Source organism: Chitinophaga niabensis, assembly GCF_039545795.1.
Lineage (GTDB): Bacteria > Bacteroidota > Bacteroidia > Chitinophagales > Chitinophagaceae > Chitinophaga > Chitinophaga niabensis_B.
Map to the genome: position 1 here is coordinate 17,436 of NZ_CP154260.1, position 22,569 is coordinate 40,004.

Here is a 22,569-nt window from a genome sequence, read left to right on the forward strand (position 1 = left end):
AGGAAAGTGAAAGCAGGTGCAGTGAAGAGGAGTGTGTGCAGTGATAGAACATCAATGAAGAGATGGAAGCATCAGAAAAGTGAAAGCAGGTGCAGTGAAGAGGAGTGAGTGTGGTGATGGAACATCAATGAATGCAAAGAGATGGAAGCCATCAAAAAGCATCAGCCTGCAGAACAGCTGTGAATGAGAAACAGCAACAACACCAATCCGCCGAATAGCGCAACAACCGTACAAGTGAGTGACACAACGGCGGCTGAACAGAATAAAAAAAAGCTGGTAAAATAATCCTGTTCCGATCAAAAGGAACACTATATAAAGGAAGACAATGGGACGAAAATTATTGTTAGACAAGGCGCATATAGAAGGCATCCGGTACTATGATACCTACCGGAAGAACGGTGGTTATGCCGCTGCTGAAAAAGCCCTGAAAAGCATGAGCCCGGATCAGGTGATTGAAGAAGTGAAGAAAAGCGGACTGCGTGGCCGCGGTGGTGCAGGTTTCCCAACCGGCCTCAAGTGGAGCTTCCTGGCTAAGCCGGAAGGCGTACCCCGCTATCTTGTTTGTAACGCGGATGAATCTGAACCAGGTACTTTCAAAGACCGTTACCTGATGGAATTCATTCCCCATCTGCTCATCGAGGGCCTGCTGATCTCCAGCTTTGCTCTCGGAGCCCATAGCACTTACATTTATATCCGTGGTGAATACGCCTGGATCCCTGATATTTTAGAAGAAGCGATCAACGATGCGAAAAAAAATAACTGGCTGGGTAAGAACATCCAAGGAACCGGTTATGATCTGGAGATCTATGTGCAACGTGGTGCAGGTGCTTACATCTGTGGTGAAGAAACTGCATTGATAGAATCCCTGGAAGGTAAACGCGGTAATCCCCGCATCAAGCCACCATTCCCTGCTGTAAAGGGTTTATGGCAATGCCCTACGGTGGTGAACAATGTGGAAACGCTGGCAGCAGTGGTACCCATCATCAATATCGGAGGAGATGAATATGCGAAATACGGTACAGGTAAATCTACCGGTACCAAGTTGATCTCAGCCTGCGGCAACATCAACAAACCAGGTGTTTATGAAATAGACATGAACATCTCTGTGGAAGAATTTATTTACTCTGATGAATACTGTGGCGGCATACCCAATGGCAAACGCCTGAAGGCCTGCATTCCCGGAGGATCTTCTGTTCCCATCCTGCCTGCAAACCTGTTGCTGAAAACAGCGAAAGGCGAGCCAAGGATGATGACGTACGAAAGTTTGAATGATGGCGGTTTTGCTACCGGTTCCATGATGGGGTCCGGCGGCTTTATTGTGTTGGATGAAGATCAGTGCGTGGTACGCCATACCATGTCCCTCGCGCGTTTCTACCATCATGAGAGCTGCGGGCAATGCAGCCCCTGCAGGGAAGGAACCGGTTGGATGAAAAAAGTATTACTGAACATAGAGAACGGTAAAGGCAAAATGACTGACATTGATCTACTCTGGGATATCCAGCGCAAGATCGAGGGCAATACTATTTGTCCGCTGGGCGATGCTGCTGCATGGCCTGTAGCTGCAGCCATCCGTCATTTCCGTGATGAGTTTGAATGGCACGTGACGCATCCTGAAGAAGCGCAGATCCGCAACTTTGGTTTGGCACATTATGCAGATCCCTTGCCGGTAGTAGCAACTGCTGCTGCTGTTTGATAAAATAATTTTCACCCGGATGAATGGCTTTCCGGGGAATGCAAAGTTTTAGAACAATGGCGGAAGAAAAGAAATTATTTAAGGTTAAGATAGATAACATCACCGTAGAGGTGGAGCCGGGTACAACGATCCTGAATGCCGCCCGTTTGATTGGAGGCGATGTGGTGCCGCCTGCAATGTGTTATTACTCAAAACTTCAGGGCAGCGGTGGTAAATGCCGTACCTGCCTCGTAAAAGTATCCAAAGGATCTGATGCAGATCCGCGCCCCATGCCTAAGCTGGTAGCCAGCTGCCGTACCACGGTAATGGATGGGATGGAAGTTGGCAACATTACTTCTCCTGAAGTACTGGACGCCCGCAGAGGTGTAGTGGAATTCCTGCTGCTGAACCACCCGCTGGATTGCCCGGTGTGCGACCAGGCCGGAGAATGTGATCTGCAGGACCTCAGCTATGAACATGGCGTTTCTGCTACCCGCTATGAATTTAAACGCAGAACTTTCGACAAGATAGATATCGGTGATCACATCAAGCTGCACATGACGCGCTGCATCCTTTGCTACCGTTGTGTGTTCACAGCTGATCAGCTCACCAATAAACGTGAACACGGTATCCTTGGCCGTGGCGATGCTTCTGAGATCAGCACTTATATCCAGAATTCACTGGACAACGATTTCATCGGTAACGTAATTGATGTTTGCCCTGTTGGTGCATTGACAGACAGAACTGCCCGTTTCAAAAACAGGGTATGGTTCCTGAAGCCAGTGGATGCACATTGCAGCTGTGATAAATGTTCCGGTAAAGCAGTATTGTGGATGAGAGGTGATGAAATATTCCGGGTAACTGCGCGGAAAGACAAATACGGAGAGGTGGAGGAATTCATTTGCGATACCTGCCGGTTTGAAAGGAAAGATCCGAAAGACTGGACGGTAGAAGGACCGCGTAAGATCTCCCGCCACAGTGTTATTTCTCAGGGACACTATGTGGGCGTGCATAAACCGGATGAAACAATCGCAAAAGTAATGGATGGCCGTGCACCGAAATTGTTGCTGGACATTCACAGTGTCAGCGAGGTGAATATGCCTGCTGTTGATCTTAGTAAGATAGACGGCCCCGCACATTCCAACGATTTTCCCAAAAATAAAAGCAACGGCGTTCAATAAAGCGAGATATGACCTTACTCACAATAGCAATTGACTGGTTTTATGTAACAGAGAAGATACTGCTCATCTCGGCAGTATTGGCAGCGTCATTGGTAATTGCCATGTATTCCACCTGGGGCGAAAGAAAAGTTGCCGCATGGATACAAGACCGCCGTGGTCCTAACCGCGCTGGTCCATTTGGTTTATTGCAGCCATTGGCAGACGGTGGTAAATTATTCTTCAAAGAAGAGATCATTCCTGCTACGGCAAATAAGTTCCTATTTATATTAGGCCCGTCCATGGCTATGCTTACTGCTTGTATGACCAGCGCCGTGATCCCCTGGGGAGATGTGCTGAACATTGCAGGAAGAGAAGTGAGCCTTCAGATCGCAGATATCAATATCGGCGTACTGTGGGTGATCATGGTGGTAGGTATGGGTGTATATGGTATTATGATCGGCGGATGGGCTTCCAATAACAAGTTCTCCCTGATGGCTGCCTGCCGTGGTGCTTCCCAGGTTATCTCTTACGAGTTGCCGATGGGGCTTTCCCTGATTGCGCTGTTCATGATCAGCGGTTCTCCTTCTTTAAAAGATATGGTAGAGCAACAACGGGAAAGCGGTATCTGGAATGTGTTGTTACAACCTGTTGGTTTCCTGATCTTTTTGATCTGTGCTTTTGCAGAATGTAACCGTACCCCATTTGACCTGCCGGAAGCAGAAAACGAACTGAACGGTGGATATCACCTGGAGTATTCTTCCATGAAACTGGGCTTTTACCTCTTTGCGGAGTATATCAATATGTTCATCAGCTCTGCGCTAATGGCCACTTTATATTTCGGCGGATATCACTTCCCCTTTATGGACAGCCTGGGCCTCAGCCCCAACACGGTGACCATTTTAGGGATAGGTGCGTTATTCCTGAAAACATTTGCGTTCATCTTCTTTTTCATGTGGGTGCGCTGGACCTTGCCACGTTTCCGGTACGACCAACTGATGAAGTTAGGCTGGAAGGTATTGATACCACTGGCATTGGTGAATATGCTCATTACCGGCGCTGTGGTGTTGTACCGCTCGATCGGCTTTTAATTAAAAACATTCGAAACTCATTATATGCAAATACTAACGAACAGAGCACAACCGGTTGACAGACGACCCATGACATTCTGGGAGAAGCTGTATCTGCCGGCTATTGCAAAGGGCATGGGGATTACCTTTAAGCATATATTCAAAAAGAAAGCGACAGTAAGTTATCCTGAAGAAAAAAGACCTTTCAGCCCGGTATTCCGTGGACTGCACGTACTGAACAGGGATGAGGAAGGCCGTGAGCGTTGCACAGCCTGTGGATTGTGTGCGGTTGCTTGTCCTGCTGAAGCCATTACAATGGAAGCGGCAGAACGTAAAACAGGAGAGGAACATTTATACCGTGAAGAGAAATATGCTGCCCGTTACGAGATCAATATGCTGCGTTGCATATTCTGTGGCTTTTGTGAAGAGGCCTGCCCCAAAGAAGCTATTTACATGACAGAGACCTTTGCTCCTTCTAATTTCCAGCGTAAAGGTTTTATCTATGGAAAAGATGATCTGCTGATCCCTGATCCAAAGCATCCAATCACTGTAACTAAGAAAGACTAACTAGCAATGGGAATGAGTATAGAACAGATTATTTTTATTGTGCTTTCTTCAATAGCCATTGCAGCTGCATTGGGTGTTATTTTAAGCAAAAATCCCGTTAACAGCGTGTTGTGCATGATCGTTTGCTTTGTGGCAATTGCAGGGCATTACATCATGCTGAATGCGCAATTCCTTTTTGTGGTACACCTTATTGTGTATACCGGCGCCATCATGGTACTGTTCCTCTTTGTACTGATGATGATGAACCTCAATGCGGACATAGAGCCACAGAAGCGTAACTGGTTAAAGTATGCAGGAGCTATCAGCGGCGGCGCTTTATTGCTGGTGCTGGTAGGTGCACTCAGGGAAGCCAGTTTGCCTGCTATCAATGCCGGCGCGTCTTCAGACATTGGCCTGATCTCTAACCTTGGAAAAACATTGTTCACCAGTTATGTAGTGCCTTTTGAGCTTAGCAGCGTATTGTTCCTGAGCGCAATGGTAGGTGCGGTTGTAATTGGAAAGAAATAATCATCACGAATGTTCATTGGCCTCTGGCCAGCTAATCATATAATATGCCGGTTCAATATTACATCTTCCTGAGTATCGCCTTGTTCTGCATAGGCATTATGGGAGTATTGATGCGCAGGAACGCCATTATCATTTTCATGTGCATAGAGTTAATGCTCAATGCGGTGAACCTGTTGCTGGTAGCATTTTCTAAAATGTGGGTGGATGCCGGCAGGATAGATGCTGCTTCCGCTCAGCTCTTTGTATTTTTTGTAATGGTAGTAGCAGCTGCGGAAGTATCTGTAGGCTTAGCCATTATTGTTATGATGTACCGCAACACACATTCGGTGGACATCAATATTCTCAGCAGGTTGAAAAACTAAGGAATTTAAAAATAGTATAGATCGATGATACATCTTGTTTGGCTGGTACCGTTCTTACCGTTGTTAGGTTTCCTGATCAATGGATTGGGCAGGAGGTATTTATCTAAATCGCTGACAGGCGTAATTGGCAGCAGTACCATATTGGCTGGTTTTGTGATCAGCCTGCTCATCTTTTTTGAAGTGCGCCAACCGGGTTTTGCACCCCAGGTGGTGACGCTGTTCGACTTTATCAGCGTAGGCAGTCTTCATATTCCCTTTGCCTTCCAGGTAGATCAGCTCAGTGCTTTGTTCCTGCTGATCATCACAGGCGTTGGTTCTCTTATTCATATTTACTCTGCTTCTTACATGCATGAGGAAAGTAACGAAGGTTTTGCCCGTTACTTTGCATACCTCAACCTGTTCGTGTTCTCCATGTTGATACTGGTGCTGGGCGCTAACTACGTGATGATGTTCATCGGGTGGGAAGGCGTAGGGCTTTGCTCTTACCTGCTGATCGGTTTCTGGTTTAAGAACACAGCATATAATAAAGCGGCTAACAAGGCTTTTATCATGAACCGGATCGGTGACCTTGGCTTTTTGCTGGGCATCTTTTTACTGATCCAACAGTTTGGTTCTGTTACTTTCACGGATGTATTTGCACAGGTGCCGGCACTTGGCGAAAACAGCGGGATCCTTTTTGCTGTGGCCATGCTGCTCTTCATTGGTGCCATGGGTAAATCTGCACAGGTTCCTTTGTATACCTGGTTACCGGATGCGATGGCAGGTCCTACTCCTGTGTCTGCACTGATACATGCTGCCACGATGGTTACTGCAGGTATCTATATGGTGGCACGCAGCAACGTGATCTATACCCTTGCACCCTGCATTCAAACGATCATTGCGGTGGTTGGCCTGGTAACAGCTTTACTGGCTGCTACGATTGCCCTGAAACAAAACGATATTAAAAAGGTACTGGCCTACTCTACGGTAAGCCAGTTAGGTTATATGTTCATTGCATTGGGTGTTGGTGCTTATACAGCTGCCGTGTTCCATGTGATGACGCATGCTTTCTTCAAAGCCCTGTTGTTCCTTGGTTCCGGTTCTGTGATCCATGCCATGGGCGGCGAGCAGGATATCCGTAAGATGGGCGGGCTGAAAAAATGGATGCCCATCACCAATATCACTTTCCTGATCGGATGCCTGGCTATTGCAGGTATTCCGGGGCTCTCCGGTTTCTTCTCTAAAGATGAGATACTGGCACATGCCTTTGGTTTTAACAAGATCATTTATGCAGGGGCTTTGATCGGTGCTTTACTGACGGCCTTCTACATGTTCCGTTTATATTACATCACTTTCAGCGGCCAATTCCGTGGTACACATGAACAGGAGCATCATTTGCATGAAAGCCCTGCTGCTATCACATTCCCGCTGATCATTCTGGCCATACTTTCCGTGATCGGTGGTTATGTTGGCATGCCGGAAGTATTTGGCGTACCACATTTCCTGGGTGAATACCTGGCGCCGGTGTTTGCACCTTCTGTTCCTTTCCTGCACGCACATCATCTGAGCCATGAGCTGGAGTGGATCCTGATGGGACTTAGCTCCGGACTGGTGATCATTGTGATCTTTTTTGCAAGAAGCAGATTCAGGAATTACCAGGATAGCGGTGTGGCTAATACAGGGCTTGCCAGAGTGCTGGAAAATAAATGGTATGTGGATGAACTGTATGATGCCGTTATCGTAAAACCTTTGATGGTACTGAGCGGATTTTTCCAGGATACCGTTGAAAGGTCTGGTATTGATGCTACCGTAAATGGCGTGGGCCGTGGTGTGAAATGGAGCAGCCGGCAGTTCCGGTTACTGCAGAACGGCCAGGTAGGCTTCTACATTTTTGCGATGGTGATAGGTATGATCGTGTTGTTTGTGATCAGTTTGTTTTTATAAATCGATAGCGGATTAAGAAAAAGATATGTTGACAGTATTACTCATATTGATTCCTTTGATAACAGGTCTGATCACATTCGGAACGAAAGGCCCGGGTGCGAAAGTACTCAGCCTGTTGTCATCATTAGCCTCCCTGGTGATCACGGTGATTGCCTGGACGCAGTTTGAGACTGCCCCTGATGCCTTACAGTTTACAGTAGACTGGATCCCTCAACTGGGCACACAGTTCAATGTAGGAATGGATGGCATGGGCCTGATGCTGTGCCTGCTTACAACTATTTCCTTCCCGCTCATCTTTATCACTATTTTCAGCAGGGATTATGAGCGTGCGGGTGCATTTTATGGTTTGATGTTATTGTCCCAGGCCGGATTGATTGGTGTATTCACTGCTTACGATGCCCTGGTATTCTATATGTTCTGGGAGCTGGCGCTGATCCCTGTGTATTTCCTTTGTTCCATGTGGGGTGGGGAAAGAGCTGTGCCGGTTACTTTTAAATTCTTTGTGTACACTTTTACAGGATCGCTGCTGATGCTGGTGGGTATTATTTATATCTACAGTCAGACAGGCGGTTCTTTCAGCTGGGCGATCTTTACTTCTAACCAGCTGAGTGCTGCAGAACAATCCTGGTTATTCTGGTTATTCTTTGTGGCCTTTGCCATTAAGATGCCGGTATTCCCTTTCCACACCTGGCAGCCGGATACTTACGAACAATCTCCCACACCTGTAACTATGGTGCTGAGTGGCATTATGGTGAAGATGGGTTTGTTTGCCGTGATCCGCTGGTTACTGCCTGTTTTACCAAAAGGTGCTTACATGTGGCAGGAGGCGGCCATTGTATTGTCGGTGATCGGGATCATTTACGCTTCCTGTATTGCTATCATGCAATCTGATCTGAAACGCCTGATCGCTTATTCTTCTATTGCACACATTGGCTTAATGAGTGCTGCGATCTTTGCCAATAACGAGCAAAGCATGCAGGGTGTGATGGTACAGATGTTCAACCACGGTATCAATATCATAGGCTTGTGGATGCTGGTAGAAGTGATACAGAACAGGATCAATACAAAGAATTTGAATGAAATGGGCGGTATTGCCACGTATGCGCCGAAACTGGCTATTACGCTGGTGATCGTGAGCTTCGCCAATATTGCGCTTCCTTTGACCAATGGGTTCATCGGGGAGTTCCTGATGTTCAGTGGTTTATTCCAGTATAATCCATGGTTTGCTGCAGTAGCCGGTGTTGCTGTGATATTGGCAGCAGTGTATATGTTGCGGATGCTGCAAAAGGTGATCTTCGGAGAAGCCAATGCACAAACAGCTGCTATTGTTGATCTGAAAGCAGGAGAGACGTTTGCCATTGGAGTGGTGATAGCGGTGATCTTTGTATTGGGCTTTTATCCCAAACCGCTGCTGGAACTGGTGAACACTACTTCATTGTTAGTGAATGCCATTAATTTTAAATAGAGATTCTGTAACGCTAAGATATGAACGCATTAATTTCTACTGCTGTATTTGGGATTGTACTGATGTTTACGGGGCTGTTTGTGAAGAACAGGCAGCACATTAAATATTATGCTGTCGCCGGCACTATCATTGCTTTTATTGCCAACTGGTTCGATGCCCAGCTGGTGACCAATGGCACTGTGATCCTGCACAACATGGTTGAAGTAAGTAAATTCTCTGTGCTCTTCAATGCAGTGGCTATTGCTACTACTTTCCTCTACTTTGTTCTCTGCGGCAGCGCATTTGAAAAAGCGGGAGATGATGTGGCGGATTATTTTGCACTGGTATTCTTTATCCTTTCCGGCATCACACTGTCAGGTTCTTTCAACAACCTGCTCATGTTGTTCCTGGCTATTGAGATCATTTCTATTCCGCAATATATTCTTGCGGGTGTAGACAAAAAGAACCTGAAAAGTAATGAGGCATCCCTGAAATACTTTTTGATGGGTTCCTTTACAACAGGGATCCTTTTGATGGGTATTGCCCTGGTCTATGGTGCTACCGGTACTTTCAATATCCGTGAAATGGGGCTTGGTACCGGCGATCTGAGTCCACTGGCTTTATGCGGTGTCATCCTGCTGGGTTTTGCACTGGCTTTTAAAGTATCCGCTGCTCCTTTCCATTTCTGGACGCCGGATGTGTACGATGGTTCTCCCAGCGTATTCACTGCCTTTATGGCCACAGTGGTAAAAGCTGCCAGCTTTATTGCTTTCATGCGTTTGTTCCATGTAAGCTTTGCAGGAGGTAACCTCAGTGCCCACTGGCAATTGATCATTGCGCTCATTACTGCTACTACTTTGCTGATCGGCAACTTCACCGCAGTATTCCAGCAGAGTGTAAAAAGAATGTTGGCCTATTCCAGTATTGCGCAGGCAGGTTTTATGCTTTTTGCTGTTGTAGCCATGAACGAAATGGCCATGCAGGGGATCATCCTTTATGCAGCGGCTTACAGCATAGCTACCATCGGCATCTTTGCTATTATGCTGAAACTGAAGGACTATACTTTTGAAGGATATAATGGCCTTGCCCGCAAACATCCTTTGCTGGCGGTGGTGAATACCATCTTCCTGTTATCACTGGCAGGTATTCCCTTAACGGCGGGTTTCTTTGCCAAGTATTTTGTACTCAGTGCAGCTGTTCAGCAGGGTCAGTTGCTGTGGCTGGTGATCCTGGCGGTTTTATGTGCTGCGGTGAGTGCTTACTACTACTTCCGTGTGATCATAGCCATGTATTTCAAAACGGGGGATGCTGAAACATCAGAACCCATCACTACTGGCTTCAAAAGTGTGCTGGTGGTAGGTGCCGCCGTGATCATCCTGCTGGGGATGTTCCCGAACCTGCTCCTGCAGTTCCTGTAAAAATTACCGTTCTTCCATATTGAAGCGCTTCTTATCAAGGAGCGCTTTTTTTATGCGTTTTTGCGTACAGATTTACATTAACTTTACTATAACCCGTATTTATGCAAGTTCGCGATATATATTTCCTGGCACTGCGCTCCATCAGCGCCAACCGTTTAAGGACGATCCTTACCGTGGCTATTATAGCTTTCGGTATCTGGGCCCTTGTAGGTATCCTCACGGCTATAGATGTGATGCAGAACAAGATCTATGACAGTTTCGCCAATATGGGAGCCAATGGTTTCACCATCCGCAACCGGGAACTGAACATCCGGATAGGCGGGAGAGGGAATGCCACCCGTGGTACCAACCAGAAGCTGAAAGTGCGGAATTCCAATAAGAACAAGGTGATCTCCTTTGATGAAGCCATGGCTTTCAAAGAACGTTATAGTTTTCCGGCTACTGTTGGTGTTTCCTTTCGTGCAGGCGGAGGTATGACGGTGTATAAAGATGACAAGAAAACAAATCCTACGGTACAGGTGGTGGGGGGAGATGAGAACTATTTACAACTATCCAATTACGACCTTCTCATGGGCCGTAATTTCAATAAAACTGATATTGAATCCGGGAGGAATGTGGCCATCCTGGGAAATGATGTGGTGAAGAAATTATTCCCGGATAAACCGGAATATGCGTTGAATACAAATGTGCGGGTAGGGAATGTGCGTTACCGGGTAATAGGGATCTTGAAAACGAAAGGCAGCAGTAATCTTTTCAGTGCAGACAATGTGGTGGTAACTACGGTGACCAGTACAAGGCGGGTGTTCAACAGGCCCAATGCTTCCTACATGATCAATGTGAATGTAAATGATATTTCCAGGATAGATGCAGCCATCGGAGAGGCTACCGGCGATTTCAGGATTATCCGGAAGATGAACTCATTTGAGGAGAATAACTTTTACATGAGCCGGAGTGATAGTGTGGCAGAAATGTTATTCAATAGTCTGGCAACGGTTACCATGGCGGCAGGTGTGATCGGGTTCATTACGCTCTTTGGCTCTGCCATTGGTTTGATGAACATTATGCTGGTATCTGTGGCAGAACGAACGCGGGAGATAGGGGTGAGCAAAGCCCTGGGCGCTACATCGTCCACTATTAAAAAGCAATTTATTGTAGAGTCTATAATGATCAGTGTGCTGGGAGGCATTTGCGGGGTGATCCTGGGAATGCTGACGGGGAATACGGTGTCTTTATTAATGGGCACTACTTTCCTGGTACCCTGGCTGTGGATCACGGGAGGGATCCTGTTGTGCGCAACTGTAGGACTTATTTCGGGAATTTATCCAGCCGTGAAAGCGGCTAAGCTGGACCCTATTGTGGCTTTACGGTACGAATAATGCCGGGAGAAACCTTCCCCCGGCAATAGTGTTTCTTTAGAAGAACAGTTGGGATAATGCATTCGTTGCATCGTTCGTTTTAGGTTTTAACCCCAGGAACTTGGTGTATTGCGCCACCGTAAGCACTGTCTTCAATTTTTTAAATAATCCACCTTGCAGACCAGCAAATTTAGAGGCATAAGCCGCTTTGTCCGTATTGGCCAAACCGAGGATGCCTGATTTATCTTTCAGGAAACCGGTTACGGCTGTAAGTACACTTGGCTTTTGCGTTTCAGTGAGGGATAGTGCCGGCGACAGTTTCCCCAGGATTGAGTTGGCCATGCCATTTACATCGATGCCGGCGGCCTGTGCGGCTTTGGCGGTATTTTTTGCTTTGTCCAGCACACTTTGTGCGAGGGTTACTGAACTGGTTACTGACAGGAGCAGCAGGGCTGCGAAAATCTTTTTCATAATGAAGGGGATTGTATTGGGTTGACAGATATTACAAATAAGCTGGGGGAATTGTTGAGTGAGGCAGGACGGTTGATACAGGATGGCAAAGTGAGTGATGGAGAGACTGTGGACCGGGTGTGGAGGGACTGTGGACAAGAGGTTGACGTACAATGAATTAAAAAGGGCTGTTCATTGGTTAACGAACAGCCCTTTTTACAAATATCAGCGGGAGAGATTACTCAGCTACCACTTCGAATTCCAGTTCGGTATCGTTTCCTTTACCGAAATCGAGGCGTGCTTTGTAAGAACCCAGTTCTTTTACATCACCAAGGATATGGATACGACGGCGGTCGATTTCATAACCTTTTTGTTCTTTGATAGCACGGGCGATCTGAACGCCGGTAACACTACCAAAGATCTTGCCTGAAGTACCGGTTTTAGCACCGATCTTCACAGGAGAAGCTTTGAGGACTTCCACCACTTTCGCGATTTCAGCCAGCATTTTTTCTTCTTTTACCTTTTGCACTTTCACGCGTTCGTTCAGTTGCTTCAGGTTGGAAGAGCTTGCTTCTACGGCAACCTTTTGAGGGATCAGGAAGTTCCTGGCGTAACCGTTCTTTACGGTCACCAGTTCATTCTTCTGGCCCAGATTATCTACGTCTTGTATTAAGATTACTTGCATTGTTTCTTACTTTAAAAGGTCAGTAACATAAGGCAATAAAGCCATTTGACGAGCTTTCTTGATAGCCTCAGCTACCTTGCGCTGGAATTTCAGTGAGTTACCACTGATACGGCGAGGCAGCATCTTGCCCTGATCGTTCAGGAATTTTTTCAGGAACTCGGCATCCTTGTAATCTACATACTTGATACCTAATTTTTTGAAGCGGCAGTATTTCTTCTGGCGCTTCTCCTGCTTAACGGCTGTTAAGTACTTAATTTCTTGTTTTACTGCCATAACTTAAGCTTCTACTGGTTTAGGTTCAGCATTCAGGTTACCTCTTTTCCGGGCATTGTACGCCTGAGCGTGTTTGTCCAGTTTGTTCACCATGTAACGCAATACATTTTCATCGCGGTTCAGCTGAATCTTCAGCTTCTCATTGAGGTCGGATGGCGCAGTGTACTCCAGAACCAGGAACATGCCCGTGGTTTTCTTCTGGATTGGATACGCCAGTGATTTTAAACCCCAGGGATTTTCGTGCACAATTGCACCGCCGTTATCCTTGATAACGTCAGCGAATTTCTTCTGAGCGGCTTTGTAGTCCTCTTCAGAGAGCACAGGGGTAAAGATCACCATCAATTCGTAGTTTGACATAATTTTCCCTTGTTTGTTAATTGTAAATAAAAAATAAAAATTGGAGTGCAAAGATAGGGGTAATTTTTGATTCTTCCGCTTTACTGGCGCGAATTTCCGTTATTTTAAGATAAATAAAAACGGGGATACCGCAGTATCCCCGTTTATTTTTCTAATATGCTTATTATCAACGAGTAATAAATATCTTCTTCACCTCTGTTTTATTGCCGCTTTGCACCCTCAACAGGTAGATCCCGGCAGCCATGTTCCCCACATCCACTTTCCTCAAATTCATGCCTTTGGAGAAGTTCAGCTGGCTTTGATAACGGATAGCTCCTTGCAGATCAATCAGTTGTATGCTTGCCGGGCCGGCTTGCGGAGCATCCATGTAGATATAAAGCTGCCTGCCCAGGATGAAGCACAATAGCCTGAACCAGGATTCCCTGCTCAATACCAGCACGCTTTGTACCGGGCTGTATTGAATGGTACTGTCCTTACTGATCTGTTTCAGGCGATAATGCCAGTACCCGGGTAATACGGAACCATCGAAACTTTGATAAGCCGCTCCCTGGATATTGAGGGCAGGAACAGTATCGATAGGTGTATAGTTCCGTTGGTTCAGGGAACGTTCCACAATGAATTTGTCGTTATTGATCTCCCGGGTAGTGTTCCAGGTTAATCTTACGCCGCCGTCATCTTCCCTGGCTGTGAAAGTAGTGATCACAACAGGATGTGCCAGTACCCTTACATCATAACGGGTGATGATGGGGAAGTGGTCTGAAGTGGAGGTGGAATAAGAAGGGATGAGGCTTTCAACGGAACGCAGCACCTTAGCAGATTGTGGTACATAGGCCAGCTGCATTTCATTGGAACCCATCGCATGGTCGATCATATCAGGGAAAGAACCTGTGGAACGTTGTTTGGCCAGGCTGAGTTCATAAGTGAACGGCGTGTAATTGGCTGAATCCAGTTTGAAATCTATATAGGATGTAGTGGTATCCGGGGCCATTTCAGCAGTGATGGTCCTGTCGAAATCATCATTGAAGTCTCCCAGCACCAGTATGTTCTTATAAGGATACTGTGCATCCAGGGAGTCTTTCATCTCTTTATTTCCATCTTTCCGGCGATGCCAGCTTTCGATCTTTTCAGCTGTATTACCTGTATTGGCTTTGGCATGCAGCACAATGAAATGGATACGGGCAGTATCATTATTCATGATCACATTGGCTTCCATCAGGTAAGGGAACCTGCCGGAGGACCAGTTGTAGTAGGCAGTGGGACTTCCTCCTTTGCGCAATACGCCATAACTGCGGATACTTTTTACCAGGGAGTCCTTATATACAAAGGCCAGTTTCTGGGCGCTGTCATATAATGGAGCGGTAAGACTGTCTACCCTGGAGCCGAAATCAGATATCAGGTATTTGTATCCAGGCAGGGAATCCACGATCGCTTTCAGGCGGATGGTATCTACTACTTCTACAAGTGCAAAGATGTCTGCATTCACGCTCCGCATCACTTTCAGGGCATTGGCCTGTTGCAGTGCTTCGTTTGTAGGACCAAAATTCAGGTGGCCGAACCATTCCATGTTCCAGTTCACTACTTTGAGCGTACGGAGGGAAGTACCGGAAAGGTTTACCCTGCTGGCGGAAAGGGCCGTAGAAGAGAAACTCAGGGTGCCCGTAAAATTCTGATCTGCCGCAGAAGGTGCAAACCTTACCCAAACCGTATGAGGGTCTGTGTCATTAAAAGTAAGTGTGGGATAGTATTGCACTTTATCCAACGATATTTCAAAGTTGGAAGGAGCGGTTACATGTAAGGGTCCTGTAAGATCGTTGGCCCAGAAAGTAAAGGGTTGCGGCTCTGAACGGTTGCCTGCTTTGATATAATCAAAATCCAGTTGTGCCGGAGAAGTGGTTACAGTAGGTGGAGGCGCTGTGGCGGAATTGGTGATGTGTACATCATCCAGGGTCCAGCGGCTGGCCTGTAAAGCAGGAGAGGAAGTATATACCCAGGCGATATAAACATCCGTGCCTTTGAAAGCTGCCAGATTGATACCCTGGGAAACAGACCATACATCAGAGCCGGTTTCAGGGAAACGGCCATTGATGGTTGTCCAGGTGGCGAGATGGGGATCCCCGCTGCCACTGTAGTCTGTGGATATTTTTAATTCCAGCGCAGGTCCGGCAAATGCACTTCTTGTGGCAAAAGATAAAAGCGGGAAATTGAAACTGCTGAGATCCAGCACGGGTGTGATCAGCCAGTCCTCATTATCTCTTGCTCCGCTGGCGAACCCATTGATCTGCACACCATTGCCGGTTTGGCCAAAAGTGGTACAGGCCCAGGTTTGCGCTCCTATCACACTATATTGGCTGAAACCTCCGGAGAGGCTATTAGTACAGGTGGTAAATTCGAAATCCAGCAACTGGCTGCCGGTGGCGAAGGACCATTGCGTACTGTCTGAAATTCCGGCAGCACCATTCCCATTGGAATCCTGGATGGCATTACTGTCCAGCGTAACATAATAGCTACGGTTCCCACGCAGGGTGGCAGGAATGGTGAGTGTGTTACCCGAAATAAGGATAGCAGGATTGTTGATATCTAATACCTGTTGAGGGATACCATGAATAGTTATATTACCTGCATTCTTACGGATGTTCTCATCATAAGTGATCACAAGGCTGCTGCCGGGTTGTACACCTGTGGCGCCATTGGCAGGAGATAAACTACTGATCACAGGCGGAGTAACGTCTCCGCTCACTCCGCCAACAGTAATGCTGTCAATCGCAAAACCGGGACGGGAGCCGGCTCCGCTGATCTGACGGTTCACCCAACGCAATTGTACAACAGGGGCGTTTTCACATTCTGCCGGAAGCAATACCTGTTTGAAAACGAGGTTCTGGGGCGTGGTGATCCCGGAGCCGGTTTGCAGGGTGGTATTGTTCTGATAGGCTGTGGATGACAGATTGGTGAAATTACCGCTGGTGCCTACCCGGTATTGTAATACCACTTCATTGATGCGGGTATTACTGTTGTTGTCGTAGGGATTACGGATGGTCATTACCTCAAAACCTACGCTCACATTGGTGCTGCCGGTTGTGTTCACACTTAGCACCAAGGCATTGTCTACCGAGCCGCTATTGAGGAAACCGGCTTTGCCGTTGTAATTGTGAACGCCGTTTGTGGTGGAAGAGGCAGTGCTGTTGGCCGCAAGGGCTTTATCCGAGACTGCCGGCGCCACATTAAAACTGCCGGAAGGCGATCCGCTCAACACCCAGCCCAGCCAACCGTCCGGTAAAACAGTTGAATTGTGGGGCATGGCGGAAAATGTCTGTAAGTAGGGTACGGACTGTGGTACCGGGTTTGTTTGCGCAAGGGCAAAAAGGGGTACCAGTAAACATCCCAGGAGTAAAGCTCTTTTCATAAAGGGTTTTGGGTTTGAAAGGGGTTCTGAAATATGGTTACCCGAATTTACACCAGTTCGTTTATACAGGAAAAGAAGTTTTTGTTAACTTAAGGGCAGACGGTCATCTTGTCAGCCAGGCATGCGCTGGCACAGCCTTTGACCAGCAACCTCCGTTAAAAACTGATCAATTATGCAGAAAGGCGCTATACGTGTACAAACAGAGAATATTTTCCCCATTATTAAAAAGTTCCTTTATTCCGATCACGACATCTTTTTACGTGAGCTGGTAAGTAATGCCGTGGATGCCACGCAGAAACTTAAAACACTAGCCAGCGTAGGAGAATTTAAAGGTGATATTGGAAATACAGACATCACTGTATCGCTGGACAAAGAAAAAAAGACCATTACTATTTCTGACCGCGGTGTGGGCATGACGGCTGAAGAGGTAGATAAATACATTAACCAGGTAGCCTTTTCCGGTGCGGAAGAATTTGTGAACAAGTATAAAGGACAGACAGACGGAGCGAATATCATTGGCCACTTCGGCCTTGGTTTTTACTCTTCTTTTATGGTGAGCAGCCAGGTGGAGATCTATTCCAGATCCTGGCGCCCTGATGCAAAAGCAGTTCGCTGGGAATGCGATGGCAGCCCGGAATATGAACTGGAAGAAACAACAAAAGAAGAACGCGGCACTGACATTGTGATGCATATCAATGAAGAAAGTGAAGAGTTCCTGGATGAGAACCGCATCCGCACCATCCTGGAAAAATTCTGCCGCTTCCTGCCTGTTCCCATCCGTTTCCAGGATACACAGATCAATAATACTTCTCCGGCATGGGTGAAAAAGCCAGCTGAATTAACGGCAGAAGATTATCAGAACTTCTATAAGGAACTGTATCCTTTTGCAGAACCGCCGTTGTTCTGGATCCACCTGAATGTGGATTATCCTTTCAATCTTACCGGTATCCTGTACTTCCCCAAGATCACCAAATCATACGAGATACAGAAAGATAAGATCAGCCTGTACAGCAACCAGGTATATGTAACGGATGAAGTGAAGAACATTGTTCCTGAATTCCTGATGTTGCTGCATGGTGTTATAGATTCTCCGGACATTCCGCTGAATGTGAGCAGGAGTTATTTGCAGGGAGATCCCAATGTGAAAAAGATCAATGCGCACATCACTAAAAAAGTAGCGGATAAGCTGGATGAAATGTTCCGTACAGACCGTAAATCCTTTGAAGAAAAATGGGAGCATATCGGCCTGTTCGTGAAATATGGGATGATGACGGAAGATAAATTTGCTGACAAAGCCAGCAAGTTCCATGTAATGGCAGATGTAGATAACAGTACTTTCTATACACTGGAAGAATACCGTACAGCTACAGGCGCACTGCAAACTAACACAGAAGGTAAGCTGGTGATCCTGTATGCTACAAACCCTGTTCAACAGGATAGTTATATTCAGGCTGCACAAGCGAAAGGATATAAAGTAGTGAAGCTGGATACGATGGTGGATGCAGGTTTCATCAACCAGATGGAAACCAAGTGGGAGAATGTACAATTCAACCGGGTGGATGCAGATATTGCAGATAACCTGATCAACAACGAAGCAAAGGCTATCAGCGTATTAAGTGAAGAACAGGAAGGCAAACTGAAAGAGATGTTCGGCCAGCAAATTCCGCAGCCTAATATCAAAGTGGAATTGAAAGGATTAAGTGCACAGGACCAACCGGTGATCGTAACCCGTTCTGAATTTATGCGCAGAATGAAAGATATGGCAGCGATGGGCGGTTCCGCCAGTATGTTTGCCGGTATGCCGGATGAGATCACTATGACGGTGAACGCTAATCATCCTATCTATCTGAATATCCTCGGAGAAGGGAATGCAGAAAAGCAACAAAAGCTGGTGCGTAACCTGGCTGATCTGGCTTTGCTTTCCCAGAATTTATTACAGGGAGCAGAACTGACGGCATTTGTGAACCGCAGCGTTGAGTTGATGGGAAAAGAATAGGTCTGAAGGAATTGTATATGTAAATTCCCCATGGATTATAATAATTGCTAAGCTGGTAGCGCTTATGGCGTTACCAGCTTTTTCTTTTGGTATAATGATTGCGCATTCTAAAAACCGTTATTTTGCAGACCTTATGAATGCTAACACGAGACTTAGTGACATGGTGGCAATCAGTTTTGCCCTGATAATGATGGTGGCTTGTTCTAAAAAGACAGATCCTGTACCTGTAGTGCCGGGTGGTGGCGGCACTGGAAATCCTCCACCGGTAGTAATAGACGACTTTACTCCACAGACACCTGGTGTTAGTTTTAAGAAAGTAAATAATCCCAAAGGGATCACAGACTACGTGCTTCAGATCCCTGATTCCTATAATGAGAAGAAAAACACGGTGAAGTGGCCGGTGATCATTTTCCTGCACGGCATGGGAGAAAGAGGAACAGACCTCAATAAAGTGAAAAATGCAGGTCTTGCCGGTATTGCAGCTAAGGACAAAGATTTTCCTTACATACTGATATCTCCGCAATGCAAAGCAGAAGCAGGTAATGATTGGTGGAACAATGCCAATCTCGATGCGTTATATGCGGATGTGCTGAAACAGTATAATGTGGACCCTTCCCGTATTTATCTTACAGGCCTTAGTATGGGTGGATATGGTGCATGGACGTGGGCACAGGGAAGTCCTGATAAATTTGCAGCAATAATACCCATCTGTGGTGGAGGTACACCGTCTAATGCCTGCGTGTTAAAGAACAAGCCTATTTGGGTGTTCCATAATGTGGATGATGGTGACGTTAATGTTTCCAACTCACGGGACATGGTGGATGCATTGAAGAAATGCGGATCCACCCTGGTAAAATATACAGAGAACCCAACAGGAGGCCATGATGCATGGACCAAAGCATATAAAGACCCTGCCCTGTTTGCCTGGTTAAGTGAGCAAAAGAAATAAATGATCCGATATACTACCTATACCATTTTATTCACGATTATCTTTTGTTTTTCAGGCCGGGCACAGGACCTTTCTGAAAGAACGATCTCCCGTCCTGGTGTTTCCATCAAAAAATACCTCGTTTACTTACCGGATAAATATCGCCGCCGCAGTACGCAGCGTTGGCCTGTACTCTTTTTCCTTCATGGAAAAGGGGAGCGGGGTGATGATCTGAACAAGGCCAGGATTGCTGGTGTGCCGGAAATACTGCAGCATGATCTTCCTTTTATCCTGATCGTACCGCAATGTAAACTGACAGCGCCTGCCTGGGAATTGCCCAGCTTGGATTCATTATATGAAGATGTAAAACGTTCCTTACGGATCGATACCAATCGTGTTTACCTGACAGGTTTAAGTATGGGAGGGTATGGCACCTGGATCTGGGCATCCGCACATCCGGAGCGTTTTGCGGCGATTGTTCCAATTGCGGGTTACGGGCTTTCACGGATCAACCCTTGTGGCATGAGAGCGTTACCTATCCAGACCTTTCACAATACAGATGATCCTACCATCAAAGTAAATGAAACAAGAAAGATAGTACACGCCGTTAAAGCCTGTGGCAGTACACAGATCTATTACAAAGAAAGCCCTACCGGCGGGCATGATGCCTGGACCAGGGTTTACAAAGACCCTGCTTTATTCACCTGGCTGAGCGGGCAAAAGAAATAACCCGCCGATAGGGAAACTCTTCTGCTAGAATTCCTGGAAATCATAGTAAGAAACTACCGGGCCACTGCCACCGGTTGGCGCAACCTGCACATAGGTATTGGCATTATCTACGGCATTACAGTAAACCGGTGTTGATGGTGTGAGGAATCCATATCCGTTTGCGGAATACACTGTATAGTTGCCTGAAGAAATATACAGGTAGTTACCTGACCAGCTTAAGCCTGATACAGGACCATTGCCAAAGGCATAAATGAAATTCCATGCAAAAGCGGGTGCATGCAAGGCTGGTGCGGGTTCAGGAATTTTGACGCCGGAAGTTGCCTTCATGCTAAAGCCAAAGCTAAAAATGATTGCAGCAGTTAACAGTGAAATTCGTTTGATCATAAGATAAATTTTTAGAGGGTTAATGTGGGTTCAACTCTCTAAAAATAACAACAGGCCTTTGAATCTTCTGGCCGATTCGTATCATTCTATCGCAGAATTGTATCATTCTACGCGGAAGCCCTGATATCTATAACTTTTAACTGAAGGGTGGTATTGCCGTTCCATTCATTCTCTTCCAGCGTGAAAACAATATCGAATGGTTTTTTACTGCTCACCAGTTCAAACTTATCAGCCATAAAAAAGCCAATGCCGGAAATGGAACTGCTGTTACGTTGTTTGACAGACAGCTTCAGGTGTTCTTCTTTTACAATCTTGGAATAGCCGGTATCTGTTACATTCCTTGCGATGAATAAAGGTTTGAGATTTTCCGGCCCCAGGGGCTCAAATTGCCGCATGATATTATAAAAGGAGGGTGTGATGTCCGAAAAGCTTATTTCTGAATCGATCACTATCTCCGGAACCAGCAGGTCCGGATCTATTGTTGCGGCTACAATGGATTCAAATCTTTCCTGGAAGGCTTCCACATTTTCCGGCTTCATGGTCATGCCAGCTGCATAGAAGTGCCCGCCATAATTTTCCAGCAGATCTTTACATTGGTGGATGGCTTCGTATACATTAAATCCTGCCACTGAACGTGCCGAACCTGCTACCTGTCCATTACTTTGTGTAAGGATAATAGTAGGGCGGTAAAAATATTTATCGATCAGGCGGGAAGCTACGATCCCTACTACACCTTTGTGCCAGTGTGGCTGGAACAATACCGTGGATTTTCGGGTATGTTGCAGGGTATCCTGCTGAATGATGCTGATAGCTTCCTGCGTAATGGTCATATCAATTTCCTTCCGGTCGAAATTATCTGCATGGAGCATTTCGGCGAAGGCATAAGCTTTTTCGTAATCCTTTTCGATGAAGAGGTTCACTGCTTTCCGGGCATCGTCCATTCTGCCGGCTGCATTTACGCGGGGAGCAATAACGAATACGAGATTGGAAGTGGTCAGCTTTTCTTTAAGTCCGCTGAGTTGTATCAAAGCCCTGATACCGGAGCTCGGCGTTTCATTTACCTGTTTTACTCCATGAAAGGCCAGTATACGGTTTTCGCCCGTCATGGGAACAATATCTGCTGCGATGCTGGTGGCCACAAGGTCCAAATACTGGTATACCTCTTTCATGGGGATACCTTTTTTCTGGGCCAGTGCGCTGATCAGTTTGAAGCCGATACCGCATCCGCTTAATTCTTTATAAGGGTAGGGGCAATCCAGCTGTTTGGGATTGAGGATGGCCACGGCGTCTGGCAGAACAGGATCTGGCAGATGGTGATCACAGATAATGAAATCAATTCCCCAGCTTTTTGCCAGTGCAATATGGTCTGTGGATTTGATCCCACAGTCCAATGCGATGATGAGGCTCACATCATTATCCCGGGCATATTCAATGCCCTGCATGGAAATACCATATCCTTCCCGGTAGCGGTGAGGGATATAAAATTCCAGGTTTGAGTAAATGGTTTCGAGAAAGCTGTAAACAGTTGCCACGGCGGTGGTACCATCTACATCGTAATCTCCGTAAATGAGGATCTTTTCATGTCTGAAAAAAGCTTCTTCTATACGGGAGATAGCTTTATCCATATCTTTCATGATCCAGGGATCGTGGAGATCTTCCAGTGTTGGACGGAAAAAATGTTTGGCTTCATCAAATTTTTTGATGCCTCTTTGCACCAGTAATCTGCATAGTAAGGGATGAATGCGCAAAGCTGCCTGCAGCTGTTGTTCCGGTATTGGTTGATATTTCTTTACTGTCCAGCGTTTCTGCATGAATTGGTACTTGTGGAAATTGCTTCCATTGTTCTAATCAGTCTTCAATAACCGTAATATAAGGATGATTAGCGTATAATC

At 46.4% G+C, this 22,569-nt stretch carries 20 protein-coding genes; 13 read left to right on the forward strand and 7 right to left on the reverse strand.

Annotation, left to right across the window (positions count from 1 at the left end; all coding sequences use genetic code 11):
• Nucleotides 1–325: 325 nt before the first annotated feature.
• From nuoF to AAHN97_RS00130, 10 genes are all read left to right on the forward strand, one after another.
• Nucleotides 326–1,693: an NADH-quinone oxidoreductase subunit NuoF gene (gene nuoF, locus AAHN97_RS00085; RefSeq protein ID WP_343305553.1), complete on the forward strand. Its 1,368-nt coding sequence runs from the start codon at nucleotides 326–328 to the stop codon at nucleotides 1,691–1,693.
• A gap of 56 nt (nucleotides 1,694–1,749) precedes the next feature.
• On the forward strand, nucleotides 1,750–2,853 hold the full coding sequence (locus AAHN97_RS00090; RefSeq protein WP_343305554.1) for a 2Fe-2S iron-sulfur cluster-binding protein: 1,104 nt from the start codon (nucleotides 1,750–1,752) through the stop codon (nucleotides 2,851–2,853).
• A gap of 8 nt (nucleotides 2,854–2,861) precedes the next feature.
• Nucleotides 2,862–3,920 carry an NADH-quinone oxidoreductase subunit NuoH gene (nuoH, locus tag AAHN97_RS00095; RefSeq protein ID WP_343305555.1) on the forward strand — a complete coding sequence of 353 codons (1,059 nt, stop codon included), beginning with the start codon at nucleotides 2,862–2,864 and terminating at the stop codon, nucleotides 3,918–3,920.
• A gap of 24 nt (nucleotides 3,921–3,944) precedes the next feature.
• The gene (gene nuoI / locus AAHN97_RS00100) at nucleotides 3,945–4,466 is read left to right on the forward strand and encodes an NADH-quinone oxidoreductase subunit NuoI (protein WP_343305556.1); all 522 of its coding nucleotides are present in this window, start codon (nucleotides 3,945–3,947) and stop codon (nucleotides 4,464–4,466) included.
• Nucleotides 4,467–4,478: 12 nt separating this feature from the next.
• On the forward strand, nucleotides 4,479–4,973 hold the full coding sequence (locus AAHN97_RS00105; RefSeq protein WP_343305557.1) for an NADH-quinone oxidoreductase subunit J family protein: 495 nt from the start codon (nucleotides 4,479–4,481) through the stop codon (nucleotides 4,971–4,973).
• Between the two features lie 44 nt (nucleotides 4,974–5,017).
• Nucleotides 5,018–5,335: an NADH-quinone oxidoreductase subunit NuoK gene (gene nuoK / locus AAHN97_RS00110; RefSeq protein ID WP_126249360.1), complete on the forward strand. Its 318-nt coding sequence runs from the start codon at nucleotides 5,018–5,020 to the stop codon at nucleotides 5,333–5,335.
• 24 nt (nucleotides 5,336–5,359) lie between these two features.
• Nucleotides 5,360–7,258 (forward strand): NADH-quinone oxidoreductase subunit L, encoded by a 1,899-nt coding sequence (gene nuoL / locus AAHN97_RS00115; RefSeq protein WP_343305558.1) that lies wholly within the window; start codon nucleotides 5,360–5,362, stop codon nucleotides 7,256–7,258.
• A gap of 25 nt (nucleotides 7,259–7,283) precedes the next feature.
• Nucleotides 7,284–8,723 (forward strand): complex I subunit 4 family protein, encoded by a 1,440-nt coding sequence (locus AAHN97_RS00120; protein WP_343305559.1) that lies wholly within the window; start codon nucleotides 7,284–7,286, stop codon nucleotides 8,721–8,723.
• A 20-nt stretch (nucleotides 8,724–8,743) separates the two neighbouring features.
• Nucleotides 8,744–10,120 carry an NADH-quinone oxidoreductase subunit N gene (locus AAHN97_RS00125; RefSeq protein WP_343305560.1) on the forward strand — a complete coding sequence of 459 codons (1,377 nt, stop codon included), beginning with the start codon at nucleotides 8,744–8,746 and terminating at the stop codon, nucleotides 10,118–10,120.
• Nucleotides 10,121–10,221: 101 nt separating this feature from the next.
• The gene (locus tag AAHN97_RS00130) at nucleotides 10,222–11,496 is read left to right on the forward strand and encodes an ABC transporter permease (RefSeq protein WP_343305561.1); all 1,275 of its coding nucleotides are present in this window, start codon (nucleotides 10,222–10,224) and stop codon (nucleotides 11,494–11,496) included.
• Between the two features lie 36 nt (nucleotides 11,497–11,532).
• On the opposite strand, the gene AAHN97_RS00135 is transcribed toward AAHN97_RS00130, so the two are convergent.
• The 5 genes from AAHN97_RS00135 to AAHN97_RS00155 form a co-directional block, all read right to left on the reverse strand.
• A complete protein-coding gene (locus AAHN97_RS00135; RefSeq protein ID WP_343305562.1) occupies nucleotides 11,533–11,946 on the reverse strand; it encodes a hypothetical protein in 414 nt (137 codons plus the stop codon).
• A gap of 217 nt (nucleotides 11,947–12,163) precedes the next feature.
• Nucleotides 12,164–12,610: a 50S ribosomal protein L9 gene (gene rplI / locus AAHN97_RS00140; RefSeq protein ID WP_074240328.1), complete on the reverse strand. Its 447-nt coding sequence runs from the start codon at nucleotides 12,608–12,610 to the stop codon at nucleotides 12,164–12,166.
• A 6-nt stretch (nucleotides 12,611–12,616) separates the two neighbouring features.
• Nucleotides 12,617–12,883, reverse strand: coding sequence for a 30S ribosomal protein S18 (gene rpsR / locus AAHN97_RS00145; protein WP_074240327.1), 267 nt, complete (start codon nucleotides 12,881–12,883; stop codon nucleotides 12,617–12,619).
• 3 nt (nucleotides 12,884–12,886) lie between these two features.
• Nucleotides 12,887–13,240, reverse strand: coding sequence for a 30S ribosomal protein S6 (rpsF, locus tag AAHN97_RS00150; RefSeq protein WP_074240326.1), 354 nt, complete (start codon nucleotides 13,238–13,240; stop codon nucleotides 12,887–12,889).
• 166 nt (nucleotides 13,241–13,406) lie between these two features.
• Nucleotides 13,407–16,640: an Ig-like domain-containing protein gene (locus AAHN97_RS00155; RefSeq protein WP_343305563.1), complete on the reverse strand. Its 3,234-nt coding sequence runs from the start codon at nucleotides 16,638–16,640 to the stop codon at nucleotides 13,407–13,409.
• A gap of 172 nt (nucleotides 16,641–16,812) precedes the next feature.
• Between AAHN97_RS00155 and htpG the strand changes: the two genes are divergently transcribed.
• The 3 genes from htpG (at nucleotide 16,813) to AAHN97_RS00170 (ending at nucleotide 20,293) form a co-directional block, all read left to right on the forward strand.
• Nucleotides 16,813–18,636, forward strand: a complete 1,824-nt coding sequence (htpG, locus tag AAHN97_RS00160) for a molecular chaperone HtpG (RefSeq protein WP_343305564.1) — start codon at nucleotides 16,813–16,815, stop codon at nucleotides 18,634–18,636.
• Nucleotides 18,637–18,769: 133 nt separating this feature from the next.
• Nucleotides 18,770–19,585, forward strand: coding sequence for an alpha/beta hydrolase-fold protein (locus AAHN97_RS00165; RefSeq protein WP_343305565.1), 816 nt, complete (start codon nucleotides 18,770–18,772; stop codon nucleotides 19,583–19,585).
• On the forward strand, nucleotides 19,586–20,293 hold the full coding sequence (locus AAHN97_RS00170; RefSeq protein ID WP_343305566.1) for a hypothetical protein: 708 nt from the start codon (nucleotides 19,586–19,588) through the stop codon (nucleotides 20,291–20,293).
• 24 nt (nucleotides 20,294–20,317) lie between these two features.
• Here AAHN97_RS00170 and AAHN97_RS00175 read toward each other — a convergent pair whose 3' ends face one another.
• Together AAHN97_RS00175 and recJ are read right to left on the reverse strand one after the other, a co-directional pair.
• On the reverse strand, nucleotides 20,318–20,677 hold the full coding sequence (locus tag AAHN97_RS00175; protein WP_343305567.1) for a hypothetical protein: 360 nt from the start codon (nucleotides 20,675–20,677) through the stop codon (nucleotides 20,318–20,320).
• A gap of 107 nt (nucleotides 20,678–20,784) precedes the next feature.
• Nucleotides 20,785–22,488 carry a single-stranded-DNA-specific exonuclease RecJ gene (recJ, locus tag AAHN97_RS00180; protein ID WP_343305568.1) on the reverse strand — a complete coding sequence of 568 codons (1,704 nt, stop codon included), beginning with the start codon at nucleotides 22,486–22,488 and terminating at the stop codon, nucleotides 20,785–20,787.
• Between the last annotated feature and the right edge of the window lie 81 nt (nucleotides 22,489–22,569).